Below are 15875 nucleotides of genomic sequence, written 5' to 3' on the forward strand. Positions count from 1 at the left end.
TTGAGTTCCCTGTTACAATAATTATTACAATCCATTTTAGATAATGATTTCTTATCAGTTTTATATAAATCAATTTTTTTAGATAATATTTTATTATATACAAATCTACAACATCCAAAGGTTTTGCCCATCTGAATTTCTTGAAGCTCAGTAGGATATATTCTATTTTAGTAGATGAGTACAGGGTAGATGGTGTAATAGACGTAATTCTACAAGCCTGTCATACTTATAGTGTGGAAAGTTATTCAATCAATAAATTTATGAAAGAACAGAAACATACTCCCTATATGAGTTTAGAAACAGATTATTCTCAAAATGATGTAGGACAACTTAAAACAAGAATTGCTGCATTTATTGAAATGATATAAACGCAAAAAAGAACTGCTATCCTAAGCAGTTCTTTTTCATTCCATAAAAACCTATATGCTTTACTAAGCCCATCATTTAATATAGAAATATATTAACGAATAAAGTTCATCATTATTTTATCTTCTATTTCTGGTGCTTTAATATTTTCTTTGCCATTTTCAACTAATTTCATAAGCCATGCCATATTCTTTCCAAGCACTCTCATAATTTGAATACCCTCTTCATCTTGTAATGCTTCTCCTGGCGCTGTTCCATTAATGACATTCCAATAATTTGAAGTTGGCATTAACATTTCTGAATAATTAATAAAATGGTTAAGCTGGTCAAATGTTGGAATCCCGCCTGCACGCCTTACAGCAACAACAGATGCACCAACCTTATGTCGTAGCAATGAGCCATTATTACCTGCAACATAAACCGCTCTATCTAAAAATGATTTCATTGTTCCTCCTATTGCTGAATAATGAACAGGAGACCCTAAAATTATTCCATCTGCAGCTTTCATTTTTTGGATCCAATCATTAACTTCATCACCTGGAAGCACACATTTCTCATTTTTCTTTTTTGCACATTGATTGCAGGCAATACAACCTCTAATTGACTTATTACCCACATGAATGATTTCCGTTTCAATTCCTTCTTTTTCAAGTTCATTTAAAACCAACTTTATTGCTTGATATGTATTTCCTTCTTTATTCGGACTTCCGTTAAATGCCACAACTTTCATTATTTTACCTACCTTCTAATTATATTTAATTAAACCATTTCTATGTGAAAATTGACAAATATTGATTTATACCACTTTATACAGGTTAATTTCTGATTTACCATCTTTAAGATCTCCAAATTTGGGAACAATACCAGTAAAATGTTCTGAATTATTATGAAGATTAATTGCTTCACTATTTTCCCATACTTCTATAAAGGTTAATATATTACAATTACTAGCATCCTCATATAAGTTGTAAGATATACATCCACGTTCTTTTCTACTTTCATTTATAAGTCTTTCTGCTAATACTTTGAACTGCTCTGCTTTACCTGGTTTTATTGAATTTTTTGCAACTATAGTTATCATCTAGATTCACTCCTCATATTTTGTTAAATTAACACATTTCTATTTTGAATTATACGTCATTAAAAAATATAGGACAAGTACGCACCTTTTTGTAGGATACCTTACCAAAAGGTATGAATTGTTGCATTTTCAGTGATTTCAGACTTTTTTTTCTAACTAAATTGATATATATAAGTTAAATAGTATATAATAATACTTATTTACAATGTTTTTATATAATAAATTTTTAATAGGTAGGTGTATAATTGATTACATATAATGGTAAAAAATATGTCTGTAATATAGATCTTGGGATGGAATTAATTCGCGGGAAATGGAAAGCTGTAATCTTATGTCATCTAAATGATGGTCCAAAGAGATTTTTGGAACTCCAAAGAATAACTTGCGGTGTTAGTCAAAAGGTTCTTAATGAGAAACTACATGAATTAGAACGGGATGGTTTAATATTAAAAATAGTTTATCCTGAAGTTCCACCAAAAGTAGAATTTCTACTAACAGAAATTGGTAAAGAACTTTTCCCAGCATTAGAAATGATACAAAATTGGTCAACTAAGAATTTCCCTAATACAAAAAAACTATTATAGGTAAAATTTTTAAAAAAAGATAGCCTCCCTAGTGTAAGGAATGGCTATCTTTTTTATAAATCAAACTTCTACAAACAAGCTAGTACATTATATACTCCATCTTCATTATTGCTTTCGGCGATAAAGTTAGCATGCTTTTTCACATCTTCTGGAGCATTGCCCATTGCATAACTATAATGTGCTGCTTTAAACATAGTCAAATCATTATAATAATCTCCAAAAACCATGGTGTTTTTTTCATGTATATCAAATTTTTCTTGAAGTATATTTATGGCATTACCCTTGCTTATACCTTTATTCATTATGTCTATCCACTTGTCTCCGGATACAACAAATTCTAGCTTATCATTCAAATTTTCCTTTAGATAATCTACTATAGATGAATTTACACCTTTATTCATATAATAAGTAATCTTATATATTGGACTTTTTAGTTCACTAAAAGATTTTAATACTATTACAGGCACCTGAGAAAATGTGAATTGCTTTAACATATTTTCTGATGGATTCACTGCATATGCATCATTTTCTGCTGCTAAAAATATTTCTTCTCCCATATTTGGGGCTAAATTTATTACAGACTCTATTTCTTTTTCATCAATATTATTTGAATATAGTGTCTTTCCCTTATTATTATACTTAACAAGTGCTCCATTATGAGCAATAAATATCATTTTCGTATTTACTTTTTCAAAATTCTTGCTAAGTTGAGAGTAAAACCTGCCACTGGCTGCTGCAAATTTTATATCTTTTTCATTAAGAGCATGTATTATATCAAATACCTTTTCGTTTATATTGCCACTATCATTCAATAATGTACCATCCATATCTGTTGCAATTAGTTTTATCATAAATCTTTTCTCCTTACTTAAATCATATTAAAAGTATAGTTTCATTGTATCATTATTCTACAACTATTGTTTGTGGAACCTAACAGATTATAGCCTTAATCCATTTCATTTATTAATTAGTGTATGTATTTCTATAATATTATTAACTATATCATCAATACTACCAGTATTCACAACTTCATAATCACAGTATTTTTTGTACAAATGACCACGCTCTTCTAACAACTTATTAATCTGAGATGGGTCCTTTGAAAGTAATGGACGGATCAGAACATCTATATCTTTTGTTATATTTTCCATAGGGCGATTGATGTAAATTATAATACCATTTTTCTTAAGGTTTAAAATATTTTCATTTCTTTTAATCACTCCACCACCAGTTGCAATAAGTACTGGGGCTTTTTCTGATAATTCCACAACTACTTTAGATTCAATGTCTCTAAAACTCTCCTCGCCATTTTCAAATAATTCAGCAATGGTACTCTTTGTACTCTCACTAATATATGTATCTAAATCTATAAAAGTCATCTTTATTTTTTCTGCAATTATTTCTCCGATTACACTTTTACCACAACCTGGCATTCCAATTAAAACTATACTTTTTATCATCTGATTTTCTACCTCCACCTTATTTGATTTATTAAGAAACTATCGAGATTAACACTTTTTACACATTATTATGAAGCAAGTCAATAGTTTTACGTAATTCTACCACAGAAATTTGACCTGGAGCAGAAACCTTCTTGGCTGAACCAAATGTTAATGCAGAACCAAATAATTCCCCTGATAATCTACTTATAATGCCTTTTCCTGCCATAGACATTGTAATAATAGGACCCCTAGCATATTCTTCACTCATAATACGAGTTGCATCTAAGAGTATAATAACATCTTCTGCACAAGTTGGCATTACAGCGATTTTAGGAAGATCTCCCCCTAATTCTTGAGCCTTACATAATCGTGATATAATTTCCTGCTTTTCTGGTGTTCTATGAAAATCATGATTAGATATAATAACGGCGACACCATTTGCATGTGCTACTTCAACTAATGCTTTTACATCTTTTTCATCATTAAATAACTCAACATCTATAACTTCAACAAGATTTGATTCAGCAATTACTTTATTTAATTCAAGATAAAATGCTGTATTAACTTGCTTATGTCCCCCCTCTTTAGCACTACGAAAAGTGAAAATAATAGGCTTTTCAACTAGCACCTCTCTAATTGCTTGTAATGCTTGCTTGACTTTATCTATATTTATAACATCTTTGAAAAAATCTACCCGCCACTCTACAACATCTAAATCAAGCTCCTTCAAAAAAACAGCTTCCGCTATAAGCTCTGGAATAGTTTCTCCCACCATCGGAACACAAATTTTAGGTAATCCTTCGCCAATTGTAACATCTTTAATTTTAACTACTTTCTTCATAATTAACCATCCTTTCAAATTTGCAAAAGAGCAGCTCTAATCAGTATTTTAAAAACTTCATTATTTAACATTCAGGAGTATAACTGTTTATTTTAATATAATACATAAAATGGAAAAGAACTGCTAATCTTAAGCAGTTCTTCTCCATTTATAAAATAGTACTATATCATTATTTTGCATACATTGTTTGTAAATTCTACTGGGTCATTAATTGGTAATCCTTCGATAAGCAATGCTTGATTGTATAATATATTGGTATATAAATCAAACTTGTCTTTGTCATTTTCGAAAGATTCTTTAAGTGCTTTAAACATATCGTGATTTATATTTATTTCTAATACCTTATCTGCTTTTATATTTTCATTGTTAGGCATAGCACTTAATATTTTCTCCATTTCTATAGTAAGTTCACCTTCATTTGATAAACATACTGGATAGTTTTTAAGTCTCTTTGATGCTCTAACATCCTTTACCTTACCTGACAAAAGTTTTTTCATGCTTTCAAATAATTCTTTACTTTCTTTGTCATCAGCCTTAATATCGTCTTCTTTTTCGTCTACTTCTATACCCAAGTCACCACTTGATACAGATTTAAACTCTTTTTCTTTATATTGCATTATCATTTTGATAGCAAATTCATCTACGTCATCAGTAAAGTATAAAATTTCAAATCCCTTATCTGATACCATTTCAATTTGTGGTAGTTTTTCTATTCGCTCATTTGATTCTCCAGCTGCATAGTAAATATACTTTTGATCCTCTGGCATTCTAGAAACATACTCATCTAAAGTAACCATTTTCTTCTCTTTTGAAGAATAAAACATTAATAAATCTTGTAAAACTTCTTTATTACTTCCGAAATCACTATAAATACCATACTTTAATTGTCTTCCAAAAGATTTATAAAATTCATCATACTTTTCTCTTTCATTTTTAAGTAAATTCTCTAACTCGCTCTTAATTTTGTTTTTAATGTTCTTAGCTATAAGTTTAAGTTGTCTATCATGTTGCAGAACTTCTCTTGATATATTTAGTGACAAGTCCTCTGAATCTACTATTCCTTTTACAAAACTAAAATAGTCAGGCAATAACTCTGCACACTTATTCATTATTAAGACACCGCTTGAATATAATTCTAAGCCTTTTTCATATTCCTTTGTGTAGAAATCATAAGGCGTTTTTTCTGGAATATACAAAATTGCATTGTAACTTATAGCACCATCAACACTTATATGAATATGCTTTGTTGGCTTGTCAAAGCCATAGTGTTTTTCAGCATAGAAGTTGTCATAATCTTCATCAGTGAGTTCGCTTTTGTTTTTTCTCCATATAGGAACCATGCTATTTACAGTCTTTTCAACTGTAAAGTCCTCATGTTCTGTTTCACTACCTTCTTTAAGTCTTGATTCACTTACCTCCATTTTAATTGGATATCTAATAAAATCAGAATATTTCTTTATAATAGATTTTATTCCGTTTTCTTCAAGGTATTGATCAAAGTTATCATCTTCAGTATTTTCTTTTATTTTAAGTATAATTTCTGTACCAATAGAATCTTTTACGCAAGGTTCTATTGTATAACCCTCTGCACCATCAGATTCCCACTTGTAAGCTTTTTCGCTACCTAAAACTTTACTTATAACAGTAATGTTATCAGCTACCATAAACGCAGAATAAAATCCAACTCCGAATTGACCAATTATATCGTAACCATCTTTTATTTCATTTTCTTTTTTAAATGCCAAAGATCCACTTTTAGCTATAACTCCAAGATTATCGCTAAGCTCTTCTTCTGACATTCCAATACCTGTATCAGATATTTTTAATATCCTGTTTTCCTTATCATTAGTTATTGTAATGTAATAGTTATCTTTATCAAATGTTAATAATTCATCTGTTAATGTCTTATAATAAATTTTATCAATAGCATCACTAGCATTAGAGACAAGTTCTCTTAAAAATATATCCCTATGAGTATATATTGAATTTACCATCATATCCAGAATTCTTTTTGACTCCGTTTTAAACTGTTTCTTTTCCAATTAAAATTTCCCCTTTCGTACAATTCCTATTATTTTTATTTGTTAGCACTCTATGTGGTTGAGTGCTAAATATACTATTAAAATACACCTTTTTTAAAACTTTGTCAACATGTTATTTACCATTTGCATCTTTTTTTAGCTTTTTTATTACATAATATTAATCTATATCAATGAATTTATATAATCATTTACAACTATAACACTGCTAAAATTGTTTAATAATTTTAGATGATATAATAGATTAATATATTTTCATTTCATTTATATAGAATTAATGGAACTATTTATAAATTAATACGTATTACAGTTGAAATGTAAAAACTTATTAACATAAACAGATTTAAATTTACAATCATAGGGGTGAGTAAAAAAATGAAACATGTTAAAAGAGAAACGTTTATTGCAGTGGCGGCCGCTGGGTTTTTAATATTTATTGCACTTAAATATGGAGAGAATATCTACAATACAGTTATGCAATACACTATTAATATGACTGAAAAAAATGTGGTAGTAGATAAGCCCTCAGAAAAAGTGATCCCAACAGCTAATCCTATAATCTCTTCAACTGTAAAAATAAATTTTAAGGATATTCCTAAACAGCTCTTAAATCCGACTGGAGATGGAATAAGCTCTTTTGTTAATTCAACATCTCGAAAAAAGCTAGTTGAAATGCTAAACAAAATGAAACAATTACCGCAAGGCGTAGGTCCCTGGAGAACAATTTATTGTAATAATGATAAGATGATATTTTATAATTATGGTCATATGATAGCATATAACTACAGTGAAAAAGAGAAAGGCATATATTCTATTCTAGATTTCAGTAATTTAAAGGTGGGAACCTACCAAGGAAGTCAGGTAATAACTTTTAGCATTAGCCCTGATGGAAACTATGTGCTATTTGGTACTAATATTCTGGAGAGAGATTTAAAGTCTGATAAGAGTTTATATATCTATGATGTAAATAATGGTACCGCTAAAGAGTTTGTCACTAATTTTAAGATGCAAAGAGAAAATGTAAAATGGTACAATAAATACAATGACTCAACCTATAAGTGGGTAGTTTCTGTAAAAGATGATAAAAATACAGTGATTTGGGATGTAGCTAAAGTAAAAACCTTAGGTGTGCTTCCAATAGATGTAAAAGAAGTTTCGGATACAAGTAAATTCTTAAATTCCGAAGATTTAAGTTTTACAGATGCTAAAGGAAATATAACTAAACTGTTTACTGAAAACTATACAGAGCGCTTTTGGTTTAAAGACAACAATACCTTGATTGCTGTGCAGTCTATGGAAAATATGGAAAATTTAAAATTAATGGACTTTCAGATAGTAGAAATAAATATTATTGATAAGACCGGAAAAGTAACTTTTAGGCCATAAAAATATAGGCATTCTTCATTTGGAATGCCTATATTTATGCATGATTAGCATTGGAAAGTCCTATGATATAATTTGAAGATGTCGTCTTCTAATATTAGTGTATACCTATAATGTCTTCTCTTTTTTGCTTTTTATTGCATATTTTTTTTCGTCTTGTTTCAAGTTCAGTAACAATATCTTCTACTTTTACACCTTGTGCTACCATGAGTACTAAAATGTGATATGCTAAATCTGATATTTCTGAGACTATCTCTTTTGTGTCATTGTTCTTACTACCAATTATAACTTCCGCGCTTTCTTCTCCTACTTTTTTTAGGATTTTGTCCAAGCCTTGTTCAAAAAGGTAACTTGTATAAGATCCTTCTATAGGACTCTCTTTTCTTGTTTCAATTATTTTATAAAGTTCCTGTATTACGTTATTTTCACTCATTTTATTACTTCCCTTCTATATTTATTTTTATTTATTTAATATTACTTTGTTTCTTTCTTTACTTGCGCATTCCAAATTTCTCTATAAAAACAACTTTCATTTCCAGTATGGCAAGCTACGCCAATTTGCTCTACCTGTATAAGAATTGTATCACCATCACAATCATATCTTATGCTTTTTACATATTGAAAATGTCCTGAAGTTTCTCCTTTATTCCATAATTTATTTCTAGATCTACTAAAGAACCAAGTGGTTCCAGTTTCAGTAGTTTTTCTGAAGGATTCTTTGTTCATGTATGCCAACATTAAAACCTTGCCACTACTATAATCTTGTACGATTGCAGGTACTAATCCATTAATAAATTGAATTTTTATTATGTCTTCCATAAAAGCCACCACATTTCTTTATTTTTAATTATATTCTAATTTCTACACCACTATTTTTAAGATACTGTTTTACTTCTTTAATTGATAGTTCTTTATAATGGAACAATGAAGCTACAAGGGCTGCATCGGCTCCACTTTTTTCAAAGACCTCATAAAAATCTTCTATTTTACCACAGCCACCTGATGCTATAACAGGAATATTTACACTGCTTGTAATTGCATTTATGAACTCTATATCATATCCCTCTTTTGTTCCATCTGCATCCATACTTGTTAAGAGTATTTCTCCGGCTCCTAGCTCTTCTACCTTTTTTGCCCACTTCACTGCATCAAGGCCTGTATCTATTCTTCCACCATTTATAACTACATGCCACCCTAGGCTATCCTCATTCTTTTTCCCATCTATAGCAACAACTACGCATTGACTTCCAAATTTTGCGGCTGCATCGAAAATAAGCTTTGGACTTCTAATTGCCGCTGAGTTTATGGATATCTTATCTGCTCCAGCTCTAAGTGTTTCTTTAAAATCCTCTATACTCTTTATTCCCCCACCTACTGTTAGAGGAATAAATACCTTTTCAGCAGTTCGCTTTATCACATCCAACATGTTTTTTCTTCCCTCATTAGTAGCTGTTATATCCAGAAATACAATTTCATCTGCACCTTCACTGTTATAAAACTCTGCAATTTCTACAGGATCACCTACATCTGTTAAATTAATAAAATTGATTCCCTTCATTACTCTTCCCATAGTTACATCTAGGCAAGGAATGATTCTCTTAGTCAGCATATGGTATCCCCCTTCCCTCAGAGATTGCCTCTGCTAGAGATATATTTCCACTATAAAGTGCTTTTCCTATTATTGCTCCATACATATTCATCTGCACTAGTTTTTTAATATCTTCAATTCCTTTCATACCACCTGAAGCAATAATATTACAGGTAACCTTATCATTTATCTTCCCCGTTGCCTCTAAATTGGGTCCAGTTAAAGTACCATCCCTACTTATATCTGTAAATATAATAGTTTTCACCCCTATATCTTCCATTTGCTTTGCAAAATCTATATATTCTATTTTACTGCTTTTTTTCCAACCTTCCACTGCTACAAACCCATCTCTTGCATCAATACCAATTGCAATTTTATTTCCAAATTTTTTTACCGCCTCTTTTACTAGTGGAGGATTGTTTAAAGCTGCAGTACCCAATATTACTCTATTCAAGCCCTTTTCAAGTAACATTTCAATAGTATCCAAACTTCTTATCCCACCACCCAACTGTATAGGGATCTTTACATGCTTTAAAACACTGTCTATACTATTTATGTTTTTAATATTTCCATTTAAAGCACCATCCAAATCTACCATATGTAGATTCTCCGCTCCCTGGGCTACAAAGTTTAGGGCTGTTTGCATAGGATCTTCACCCACAATCTGAGATGAAGAAAATTCACCTTGATAAAGCCTAACACATTTTCCATTTTTCAAGTCAATTGCCGGAAAAATTTTCATTACATCATCCTCCCAAAGTTTTCAAGTAATTTCATTCCAGCCTCTCCACTTTTCTCTGGATGGAATTGTAAACCAAAAATATTACCCTTACTTACAATTGCAGGTATCTTTTTTTCATACATACTAAATGCATTTACTAGGTTTTTTTCACCAACCTCTGCATAATAAGAATGAACGAAATATACATAACTATGCACTACTACATCTTCCAGAAGTGGTGTATAAGTTTCAAAGTATAAATCATTCCAACCCATATGAGGAATCTTTATAGAACCTTCTAATTTTTTAATGTTTCCTTTTAAAAGTCCTAACCCCTGGCATTTTACAATTTCATCACTTTCCTCAAACAAAAGTTGCATTCCAAGGCAAATACCAAGTATTGGTATGCCTTTCTTTGCTGCAGCTTTGATTACTATATCTAGTCCCATATCCTTTAGATTTTTAATTGCGTCCGGAAAAGCACCTACACCTGGAACAATGATGCTTCTGCTTTTTGCTATTTCATCTTTATCTGAAGATATTATGGAAGGAATATTAAGTTTATTAAGCGCATTTTGAACACTTTTTAAATTTCCCACACCGTAATCCACTATGGCTATCATTACATTCCTCCTCTTATAAGCATCCTTTTGTAGATAATACACCTTTTATTCTTTCGTCATAAGTTAAGGCTTCACTTAGTGCTTTTCCAAAAGCTTTAAATAGTGCTTCTACCATATGATGATTATTTTTACCATAAAGCACTCTTGCATGAAGTGTAATTCCTGCATTTGCTGCAACGGCCCTAAAAAATTCCTCCACCATCTCTGTATCAAAACTTCCAAGTCGGTCTAGTGTAAAGTTACAATCAAATACAAGGTAGGCTCTTCCACTCAAATCTAGCGATACTGTAGCCAATGTTTCATCCATAGGTACAAAACTAGTTCCATATCTCTTTATACCCTCTTTGCCCTTCATTGCCTCTTTAATGGTACTGCCAAGTACTATTCCTACATCTTCAATTGTATGATGGGAGTCCACATTTAAATCTCCCTCTACTTTTACATACAAATCCAAAAATCCATGTTTTGCAAAAAGGCATAACATATGATCTAAAAAACCTATTCCCGTGTCTCCTTCATACTTTCCAGATCCATCTAAGTTTATACGTATTTCAATCTTTGTCTCTTTGCTTTCTCTAACAATTTTAGCTTGTCTTAAAATCACAGGTCTCACCCCTTCAATTCTTATAAATATCAATATATTAAAACTTATATAATGCCTCCGTTTTTACATGAAATATTCTTAAGCAAGTAGTCATTTTCTTCTCTACTTCCTACGGTTATTCTTAAGTAATTTTTTAATGTAGCAGCTGTAAAACTTCTTACATTTATACCAGCTTGCAAAAGTCGTTCTTTCATTTTTTGTGCATTTTCAACTTGAATCAACATAAAATTCCCGCCTGTTCTATAGAGCTGTATACCATTAATATCCTTCAATTTTTGCCATAAGTACTTTCGCTGGTTAAGTATGCACTCTACATTCTTATATATTATCTCCGGTTGTTTTAAAATAACACAAGCAATACACTGAGAAATTGCATTCACATTAAAAGGTGGTTTAACTTTTTTAAGTTCTGCCATTAGAACATTATTAGTAATCAAAAATCCTAGTCTTATTGCAGCAAGTCCAACCTTAGAACAAGTTCTAAGTACAATTAAATTTTCATAGGATTCAATTTTATCAACTATAGTTTTTCCATAAAACTCAAAGTAAGCTTCATCAATGACTACAATGCAACTGCAGCCATTTATTATTTTAATAATATCCTCTCTTTGAATAATGCCACCTGTAGGATTATTAGGATTAGACAAAAATACTATTTTAACCTTTTTTTCATTAGCCATTGAAATAAATCCATTTATATCCAATTTTAATTCATTGCCCAGTGGAAATTCAATTGGGATTCCTCCCGCAACTTTAGTATACAAACCATACATTGAAAAATCAGGACTTTGGACTAAAACCTTATCACCAGTATTCAGAAAGGTATTAGCAATGATTTGTATGCACTCATCTGAACCATTGCCAGCCATTACATTTGTACTTTTTACATTTGCATACTCTGCATAACGGGCACATACTTCTGATGCAGCTCCATCTGGGTATCTATTAAAAATAGAATCCTCTATTGCCCAAGCTATTTTTGCTCTTACCTCGCTAGGTAGATTACTGAAATTTTCATTGGCATCTAGCCTAACTTTATAATCAGTTTTGGAAACCTCATATGCTTTAAAATCACTTAAATCACTTCTGAAAAAATCCTGTATCATTATTCCAACCTCACTTTTATAGAATTTCCATGAGCAGTTAAGCCTTCAACTTCTGAAAGTTTTATAACCTTATCTGCAGTTTCACTTAATGCTTCCTTTGTATAATAAATATAACTTGATTTTTTAATAAAATCATCCACAGATAATGGAGAAAAGAATCTTGCAGTGCCACTAGTTGGAAGTACATGGTTAGGACCTGCAATATAATCACCAAGTGGTTCTGGAGAATATTGCCCTAGGAATATAGAGCCTGCATTTTTTATATCCCCTAAAAAATCAAATGGATTGTTAAGCATAACTTCTAGATGTTCTGGTGCGATTTCATTGGCTAAATTTATAGCCTCTTTTATACTTTGAGCAATTAATATAACACCATATTTTTCCAAAGACTCACCTATAATATCTTTCCTACTCATAGCTTTTATTTGGACTTCTAGCTCAAATGCAACCTTTTCTGCAAGTTCACTTGAAGTAGTTATAAGCATTGCAGAGGCAAGCACATCATGCTCTGCTTGAGACATTAAATCAGCAGCAATAAACTTTTCACTGGCACTTTCATCAGCTATAATTAATATTTCACTGGGACCTGCAATCATATCTATATCAACAAAGCCAAATACACTTTTTTTCGCCATGGCCACGTAGATATTTCCCGGTCCTACTATTTTATCTACCTTAAAAATAGTTTCTGTTCCAAAAGCAAGTCCAGCTATTGCCTGTGCACCACCTACCTTATAAATCTTGTCCACCCCTGCTATATCTGCTGCTACTAAAATATGTGGATTTATACTTCCGTTTTTTGTAGGTGGGGTTACCATAACTAGATTTTTAACACCTGCCACCTTTGCTGGAATTGCATTCATAATAACGGTAGAAGGATAAGCCGCTGTACCTCCAGGCACATATATCCCTACACTTTCAAGCCCTCTTACCGTTTGGCCTAAAATAATGCCCTTGTCTTTTTTTATGCTCCAAGGAGTTCGTGCTTGTTTTTCATGGAATTCAACTACATTTTGCTTTGCCATTGTTATTGCATCTAAAAAGTCCTGGTCTACCATTTTATATGCATTTTTAATTTCCTCTTTCGAAACTATAAGATTTTTAGAAGTGATAAATTTACTATCAAATTTTTGTGTGTATTCTATTATGGCATCATCGCCTCTAGCTCTTACATCTTCTAAAATTTTATTAACTACAATATTTGCATCCTTTTGGACGTCTTCAGCTCTTTCCTTCAAAAAATTTATGTATTCTTCTCCCTCTTTACTATTTGCTTGTGTAATTTTTATCACTATATCGTCACCTCATTCCTGTCTACATATTGTTGAATCTTGATTATCAAATTGCTGATTCTCTCCTTTTTCATCTTCATACTGGCTCTGTTTACAATCATTCTTGCACTAATATCACAAATTTTTTCTATAATAATCAATCCATTTTCCTTTAACGTGTCTCCTGTTTCAACCAAATCTACAATTGCATCAGCTAACTTGAGTATTGGGGCAAGTTCCACTGACCCGTCAAGTTTAATGATCTCAACGTCTTCGTTATTTTTTTTGAAATACTCTTTTGCCACTGTAGGGTATTTGGTAGCTATCTTTTTACGGTTGTATCCATCATAATTTTTGAAACTTGGTAGTGATGCCACAGCAAACATACATTTTCCAACTTTTAAATCCACTACTTCATAAAAATCTTTGTTCTGCTCCATTAGTGTATCTTTGCCCACAATTCCAATATCTGCTGCACCATGTTCTACATAGGTTAGAACATCAGTAGATTTTACTAGAACAAATTCTATATTGTTTTTCTCATCTTTTAGAATTAATTTTCTTCCTTTGTTTTTAAGTTCCCTGCAGTCTATTCCTATATCTTCAAACATATTAACAGCGTACTTTTCAAGTCTTCCTTTTGTTAATGCTATCCGTACTACCTTCATTATTTTTCCTCCAAACTCTCAATAAATTCATAAATATCCACTTGCCAACTTTTTCCACTTTTAATATCTGTTATTTCAGCTTTTTCGTCTTCAAGTATGCAAATCATCTTATCTGTGTTCTTTTGCTCTCCATATCTTATAGCCTTTTCTTTTTCTTCAAATAAGCTTAATTCACAAACAAAACCTTTTACTCTAATTTCTTCTGCAATTTTAATTGAATTTCCTATTCGCGAATCCTCATAATGAATAAGAAATTTTGGCCTATCTTTTTCATTATTACCTTGTTTTTCAAGAACAGATAGAATATTATCCACATCTATTGCAAATCCAACTGCTGGTTTAGTTTCACCAAACTTGGAAATCAAATTGTCATATCTACCCCCACTAATAATTGTAGTGCCTACCTTACTACTGTATCCTTTAAAAATAATGCCTGTGTAATAATCAATATGCTGTACCATTCCTAAATCAATAGAAATATAATCACCCAGACCTACACTTTCTATTCTTTTATATATTGTTTCTATAGTATCTATTGCGGATTGTGCTCTCTTATTTTGTGTTAACATTCTTGCCTTGTCTAATATTTCAATGTTTCCAAATAATTCAGGCAGTTTTTTTAAAGCCTCTAAATTTTTTGTGCCAAGTATTCCTTTTCTTTCTTCTATGAACTGTCTGAGCGCTCCAAAGTTTTTGTTTTCAACAAGTCCTCTTAATTTTTCCATCTCATCTTCCGAAAGGTCTATTCCTTCAACAAGACCTTTGAAAAACTCTGCTTGTCCTATTTCAAGTTCGAATTTTTGCACACCTATAGCGAGAAGCGCTTTTATTGCTGTTATTATTACTTCTGCGTCTGATTTTGCTCCTTCACTTCCTATTATTTCAATTCCCGATTGGGTGGTTTCACTTACCTTTCCATCCCAATTTTCATTCATTCTAAATATGTTTCCGCTATAGCATATTCGTAATGGATATAGTGAATCTTTAAGTTTTGTTGCTACGATTCTGGCTATTGGCATTGTCATGTCTGGTCTTAATACCAATATTCTTCCTGCATTATCAAAAATCTTATACATTCTTTCCTGTTCAATGGATAAATTATCCCCTTGAAAAACATCATAAAATTCTAAAGTAGGGGATATTACTTCTAAAAAACCAGACTTTATATATAATTTCCTAAGGGTATTTATAATCTTAATTTTATTACTACAATCCTCAAAAAGTATATCTCTTGAACCTTCAGGTATATTCCTTTTCCAATTATTCAAAATCCCACTCCTTCGTCTTTACTTCACCACTGTATTGCGTTAACTTGTTAAACTAATAAAATAATATCATCTTTCTATAAGGATGTCAACTGTTGCTTTTCCCATTTATTTCTTATAAAGTTTTTTTATTTTTAAAAGTTATTATGGATAGACTTTATTGTAAAAAGAAATCACTCCAGTAACTTTAAGCTACTGGAGTGATTAATAGATATTCTATATACATGCCTTGCTATTGTGACCTATTCGATTAAAAATATAAATTATTATTCTTGTGATGATAAGTCCAAGGA

The 15875-nt window shown here is 31.2% G+C and carries 19 protein-coding genes and 1 pseudogene; 3 read left to right on the forward strand and 17 right to left on the reverse strand.

Annotation, left to right across the window (positions count from 1 at the left end; all coding sequences use genetic code 11):
* The coding region (locus tag KPL51_RS24585; protein WP_376770103.1) for a helix-turn-helix domain-containing protein at window positions 1-131 on the reverse strand (131 nt) is incomplete at its 3' end.
* Between KPL51_RS24585 and KPL51_RS18230 the strand changes: the two are divergent.
* Window positions 87-368, forward strand: a pseudogene (locus tag KPL51_RS18230) (2-hydroxyacyl-CoA dehydratase); the annotation flags it as partial. The gene KPL51_RS24585 and the pseudogene KPL51_RS18230 overlap by 45 nt on opposite strands.
* 92 nt (window positions 369-460) lie before the next feature.
* On the opposite strand, the gene KPL51_RS18235 reads toward KPL51_RS18230, so the two are convergent.
* The gene (locus KPL51_RS18235; protein ID WP_216164576.1) at window positions 461-1096 is read right to left on the reverse strand and encodes a flavodoxin family protein; all 636 of its coding nucleotides are present in this window, start codon (window positions 1094-1096) and stop codon (window positions 461-463) included.
* A gap of 66 nt (window positions 1097-1162) precedes the next feature.
* Window positions 1163-1447, reverse strand: coding sequence for a putative quinol monooxygenase (locus KPL51_RS18240; RefSeq protein WP_216164579.1), 285 nt, complete (start codon window positions 1445-1447; stop codon window positions 1163-1165).
* 245 nt (window positions 1448-1692) lie between these two features.
* On the opposite strand from KPL51_RS18240, the gene KPL51_RS18245 reads away from it, so the two are divergent.
* A complete protein-coding gene (locus KPL51_RS18245; protein ID WP_216164582.1) occupies window positions 1693-2031 on the forward strand; it encodes a winged helix-turn-helix transcriptional regulator in 339 nt (112 codons plus the stop codon).
* A gap of 68 nt (window positions 2032-2099) precedes the next feature.
* On the opposite strand, the gene KPL51_RS18250 is transcribed toward KPL51_RS18245, so the two are convergent.
* The 4 genes from KPL51_RS18250 to htpG all read right to left on the reverse strand — a co-directional run bounded on the left by KPL51_RS18250 (window position 2100) and on the right by htpG (window position 6356).
* Window positions 2100-2882, reverse strand: coding sequence for a Cof-type HAD-IIB family hydrolase (locus KPL51_RS18250; RefSeq protein WP_216164586.1), 783 nt, complete (start codon window positions 2880-2882; stop codon window positions 2100-2102).
* Between the two features lie 105 nt (window positions 2883-2987).
* Entirely contained in the window at window positions 2988-3491 is a 504-nt protein-coding gene (locus KPL51_RS18255) for a shikimate kinase (RefSeq protein WP_216164590.1), read from the reverse strand.
* Between the two features lie 58 nt (window positions 3492-3549).
* Window positions 3550-4314: a type I 3-dehydroquinate dehydratase gene (gene aroD / locus KPL51_RS18260; protein WP_216164593.1), complete on the reverse strand. Its 765-nt coding sequence runs from the start codon at window positions 4312-4314 to the stop codon at window positions 3550-3552.
* A gap of 161 nt (window positions 4315-4475) precedes the next feature.
* Window positions 4476-6356, reverse strand: coding sequence for a molecular chaperone HtpG (gene htpG, locus KPL51_RS18265; RefSeq protein WP_216164597.1), 1881 nt, complete (start codon window positions 6354-6356; stop codon window positions 4476-4478).
* A gap of 372 nt (window positions 6357-6728) precedes the next feature.
* Here htpG and KPL51_RS18270 point away from each other — a divergent pair, with 372 nt between their 5' ends.
* Window positions 6729-7739: a WD40 repeat domain-containing protein gene (locus KPL51_RS18270; RefSeq protein WP_216164600.1), complete on the forward strand. Its 1011-nt coding sequence runs from the start codon at window positions 6729-6731 to the stop codon at window positions 7737-7739.
* Window positions 7740-7833: 94 nt separating this feature from the next.
* On the opposite strand, the gene hisE is transcribed toward KPL51_RS18270, so the two are convergent.
* Genes hisE through KPL51_RS18320 form a run of 10 tightly spaced genes read right to left on the reverse strand, consistent with a single transcriptional unit; the run spans window position 7834 to window position 15585 of the window.
* The gene (gene hisE / locus KPL51_RS18275) at window positions 7834-8169 is read right to left on the reverse strand and encodes a phosphoribosyl-ATP diphosphatase (RefSeq protein ID WP_216164603.1); all 336 of its coding nucleotides are present in this window, start codon (window positions 8167-8169) and stop codon (window positions 7834-7836) included.
* Window positions 8170-8210: 41 nt separating this feature from the next.
* Window positions 8211-8555: a phosphoribosyl-AMP cyclohydrolase gene (hisI, locus tag KPL51_RS18280; protein ID WP_216164606.1), complete on the reverse strand. Its 345-nt coding sequence runs from the start codon at window positions 8553-8555 to the stop codon at window positions 8211-8213.
* 28 nt (window positions 8556-8583) lie between these two features.
* Window positions 8584-9345, reverse strand: coding sequence for an imidazole glycerol phosphate synthase subunit HisF (hisF, locus tag KPL51_RS18285; RefSeq protein WP_216164609.1), 762 nt, complete (start codon window positions 9343-9345; stop codon window positions 8584-8586).
* A complete protein-coding gene (gene hisA / locus KPL51_RS18290) occupies window positions 9335-10066 on the reverse strand; it encodes a 1-(5-phosphoribosyl)-5-[(5-phosphoribosylamino)methylideneamino]imidazole-4-carboxamide isomerase (protein ID WP_216164612.1) in 732 nt (243 codons plus the stop codon). The genes hisF and hisA overlap by 11 nt, the downstream gene beginning before the upstream one ends.
* Window positions 10066-10668, reverse strand: a complete 603-nt coding sequence (gene hisH, locus KPL51_RS18295; protein ID WP_216164616.1) for an imidazole glycerol phosphate synthase subunit HisH — start codon at window positions 10666-10668, stop codon at window positions 10066-10068. Before hisH ends, hisA begins: the two co-directional genes overlap by 1 nt.
* Before the next feature lie 13 nt (window positions 10669-10681).
* Window positions 10682-11269 (reverse strand): imidazoleglycerol-phosphate dehydratase HisB, encoded by a 588-nt coding sequence (gene hisB, locus KPL51_RS18300; protein ID WP_216164729.1) that lies wholly within the window; start codon window positions 11267-11269, stop codon window positions 10682-10684.
* 47 nt (window positions 11270-11316) lie between these two features.
* Window positions 11317-12378, reverse strand: a complete 1062-nt coding sequence (gene hisC / locus KPL51_RS18305; RefSeq protein WP_216164619.1) for a histidinol-phosphate transaminase — start codon at window positions 12376-12378, stop codon at window positions 11317-11319.
* A complete protein-coding gene (gene hisD / locus KPL51_RS18310) occupies window positions 12378-13670 on the reverse strand; it encodes a histidinol dehydrogenase (RefSeq protein WP_216164622.1) in 1293 nt (430 codons plus the stop codon). Before hisD ends, hisC begins: the two co-directional genes overlap by 1 nt.
* The gene (gene hisG, locus KPL51_RS18315) at window positions 13670-14317 is read right to left on the reverse strand and encodes an ATP phosphoribosyltransferase (RefSeq protein WP_216164625.1); all 648 of its coding nucleotides are present in this window, start codon (window positions 14315-14317) and stop codon (window positions 13670-13672) included. The genes hisD and hisG overlap by 1 nt, the downstream gene beginning before the upstream one ends.
* Complete coding sequence (locus tag KPL51_RS18320) at window positions 14317-15585, reverse strand: ATP phosphoribosyltransferase regulatory subunit (protein WP_216164628.1); 1269 nt, start codon at window positions 15583-15585, stop codon at window positions 14317-14319. The genes hisG and KPL51_RS18320 overlap by 1 nt, the downstream gene beginning before the upstream one ends.
* Window positions 15586-15875 lie beyond the last annotated feature (290 nt).

Source organism: Clostridium bowmanii, from assembly GCF_018861315.1.
Lineage (GTDB): Bacteria > Bacillota > Clostridia > Clostridiales > Clostridiaceae > Clostridium_AD > Clostridium_AD bowmanii.